This window comes from Succinivibrio sp. (assembly GCF_045124615.1).
Taxonomy (GTDB): Bacteria; Pseudomonadota; Gammaproteobacteria; order Enterobacterales; family Succinivibrionaceae; genus Succinivibrio; species Succinivibrio faecicola.
On sequence record NZ_JBGVMC010000084.1, the window covers coordinates 1 to 3391 of the forward strand.

Below are 3391 nucleotides of genomic sequence, written 5' to 3' on the forward strand. Positions count from 1 at the left end.
CAAGAGCTGGCCTTGCTGATGCAATCTGTGATCTTGTATGCACAGGTGCAACTCTTCAGTCAAACGGCTTAAAGGAAGTACAGACAATCTATACATCCAAGGCTGTTTTAATCGGTCGTGATCAGGAATTATATCCAGAGAAGAAAGCTATTGCTGATCTTTTAATCGAGCGTTTCAAGGGTGTAATGAGTGCAGAGGAAAGCCGCTACATCATGATGAATGCTCCAAAGGCTAAACTTGAGGCTATCAGAGCAATTCTTCCTGGTGCAGAGAATCCATCAATCATTCCTCTTGAGGGAAGTGATGATCATGTAGCACTACACGTTGTTTCACGCGAAAAGCTTTTCTGGGAAACACTAGAACAGTTAAAGTCATTAGGTGCTACCTCAATTCTTGTTGTACCAATTGAGAAGATGTTAGGTTAATTTATACAGGATAGATGATGGAAATAAAAATTTGGAATAATCTGTCTGAAAATGAACAGCAGGAAATTCTTACAAGACCTGCTCAGTCAACTTCTGGCAAGGTTGAAGAAATTGTTTCTAATATCATCATGCGTATTCAAAAAGAGGGCGATAACGCCCTTTTTGAGTTTTCAAGAACCTTAGATAAGTATGAAGGTAAGGATCTTGAAATCAGCGCAGATGAAATCAGTGCTGCATGTAAAAGAGTGGATTCAGAACTTAAGGCAGCCATTGATACTGCTTATGATAATATCTATAAGTTCCACTCAGAACAGAAGTATCATGAGGTTAACCTTGAAACCTATCCTGGTATTGTATGTCAGACTCATACACATCCTATTGATTCAGTTGGTCTTTATGTACCTGGTGGTTCAGCACCTTTAGTTTCAACTGCTCTTATGCTTGCAGTACCAGCAAAGATTGCAGGTTGTAAAGAGGTTATCCTCTGTTCACCTCCTCCAATTTCAGATGCCATTATCTATGCTGCAACTAAGGCAGGTGTTCGTCGCATCTTCAATTTAGGTGGTGCACAGGCTATTGCTGCAATGGCATATGGAACACAGAGCGTTCCTAAGGTATTAAAGATTTTCGGACCTGGCAATCAGTTTGTAACTATGGCTAAACGTTTAGCATCTAACGATGCAAGAGGCGCAGCTATTGATATGCCAGCAGGTCCATCAGAAGTTTTGGTTATTGCAGATGACAGCGCAAATCCATCATTTGTAGCAGCAGATCTGCTCTCTCAGGCAGAACACGGTCCTGATTCTCAGGCAATTTTAGTATGCCGCTCTGTTGAATTTGCAAATGCAGTAACAAAGGAAGTAGAGTCTCAGCTTGCTGCTCTGCCACGTGTTGAGATTGCAACCAAGGCACTTTCAAAATCAAGCATTATTGTTGTTGATTCTATTGAGAAGGCGGCTGAAGTTTCAAACATCTATGCTCCTGAACACCTGATTGTTCAGATTGAAAATCCTGATGAAATATTAGGAGCTTTAAGAAATGCAGGTTCAATTTTCGTTGGTGCCTATACACCAGAATCTCTGGGTGACTATGCATCAGGTACCAACCATACTCTGCCAACATACGGTTATGCTAAGACCTGCTCTGCTCTTGGTCTTGATGACTATAGAAGACGTTATACAGTTCAGCATGCAACAGCTGATGGACTTAAGAAAATTGCAGCTACTGTAACAAAGATGGCTGAAGCTGAAGGTCTTGATGCTCACAAAAATGCTGTTGTTGTTAGAGTAAATTCTTTAAACTAGGAGTTACCATGAACTTTGAGAAGTTGATTGTAAAGCACGTACAAGAACTTGTTCCATACCAGTCTGCAAGAAGAATTGGTGGTCATGGTCATAACTTCCTGAATGCAAATGAATCTCCTAAATCAGAAGGCTACTTTTTAAACTCAACTACACTTAACAGATACCCTGACTGTCAGCCAGAGGAGCTGATTGAGCGCTTTGCTGATTATACTGGTGTTCACAAGACTCAGGTAATCGCAACACGTGGTTCTGATGAGGTAATCGGTTTAATCGTAAGAGCTTTCTGTGAGCAGGGAAAAGAAGGTATTTTAATTGCACCACCAACATATGGTATGTATGAGGTTGCTGCAAATACCAATAATGCTTTAGTTGCAACAGTTGAACGTCACGAGGATTTTACTCTTGATGCTCAGCAGATTATCGATGCTGTTAAAACAGCAAAGTTCCCTGTAAAGGTAGTTTTTATTGATTCACCTGCAAATCCATTGGGAATTGTTTTCAAAAAAGAAGAGCTTGTAAAGGTTTTAGAGGCACTTGAAGATACTTTAATTGTGCTTGATGAGGCCTATATTGAATTTGCTCCAAAAGAACTTGATCTGACCTATCTTGTAAAGGATTATGAGAATCTTGTTGTAACAAGAACCTTATCAAAGGCCTTTGCACTTGCGGGTATCAGATGTGGCTTTGCTATTGCAAATGAGAATATTATCAAGGCTCTCTTAAAGGTAATCGATCCTTATCCAATCTGCGATCCTGTAGCTCAGATTGCAATTCAGGCTCTATCGGATCATGCTATTGGTATGACTTTAGACAGAGCTAAAAACTGCAATGATCGCCGTGAAAAACTTAGAGCTGACCTTATGGAACTACCTTTTGTTGAGAAGATTTTTGAATCTCACGGTAACTTCCTTTTAGTCAAATTTAAGGACGGACCAAAGGTATTTGAGCAGATGGCTTTAAAGGGCGTAATTCTTCGTTCATTTGAAACAAAGAAAGGCCTAAAAGACTGTATAAGAATCTCGATTGGTTCAGATCTAGAACTTGAAGAACTTGTACGTTACCTTAAGGCTTTAGATATCTGATTATAATTGGATATAAAAACATGAACCTCTCTGCTGATTCTTCTTATGATCTATCCTGAGAGGTTTTTTAGCTTAATAACATAACCTTTATTTAGTTTTACAAATTAATTTATGAAAAAGTACCTATTTATTGACAGAGACGGAACCCTTATTAAAGAGCCTCATGATTATCAGGTTGATGATCTTTCAAAGGTTGTGTTTGAAAAGAATGTTATTCCAGCACTTTTAAAACTAAAGGAAGCAGGTTATACATTTGTAATGGTATCTAATCAGGATGGTCTTGGTACAGAATCATTCCCTCTTGATACATTTACACCTGCCCATGAACTTGTTTTAAATACTCTATCTTCACAGGGAATTGATTTTGAACAGGTTCTTATCTGCCCTCACAAACCTGAAGACAAGTGCAGTTGCAGAAAGCCTAATATTGGAATGGTGCTACCATATCTTGCTGATACTTCTTGGGATAGAGAGAACTCATATTTTATCGGTGACAGAGATACTGATGTTCAGATGGGTCTTAACATGGGTATCAAGTCACTAAAACTTAACGCAACAAAAGATAAGTGCGTATTCAGTG

4 protein-coding genes are annotated in these 3391 nt (G+C 39.1%); all 4 read left to right on the top strand.

Annotated elements, in window-relative coordinates; genetic code table 11:
* On the top strand, positions 1-425 hold a 425-nt coding region (hisG, locus tag ACJML3_RS02310; RefSeq protein WP_406020247.1), incomplete at its 5' end, for an ATP phosphoribosyltransferase.
* 17 nt (positions 426-442) lie between these two features.
* Entirely contained in the window at positions 443-1729 is a 1287-nt protein-coding gene (gene hisD / locus ACJML3_RS02315; protein ID WP_406020249.1) for a histidinol dehydrogenase, read from the top strand.
* 8 nt (positions 1730-1737) lie between these two features.
* Positions 1738-2811: a histidinol-phosphate transaminase gene (hisC, locus tag ACJML3_RS02320; protein WP_406020251.1), complete on the top strand. Its 1074-nt coding sequence runs from the start codon at positions 1738-1740 to the stop codon at positions 2809-2811.
* A gap of 111 nt (positions 2812-2922) precedes the next feature.
* The coding region (gene hisB, locus ACJML3_RS02325; protein ID WP_406020253.1) for a histidinol-phosphatase at positions 2923-3391 on the top strand (469 nt) is incomplete at its 3' end.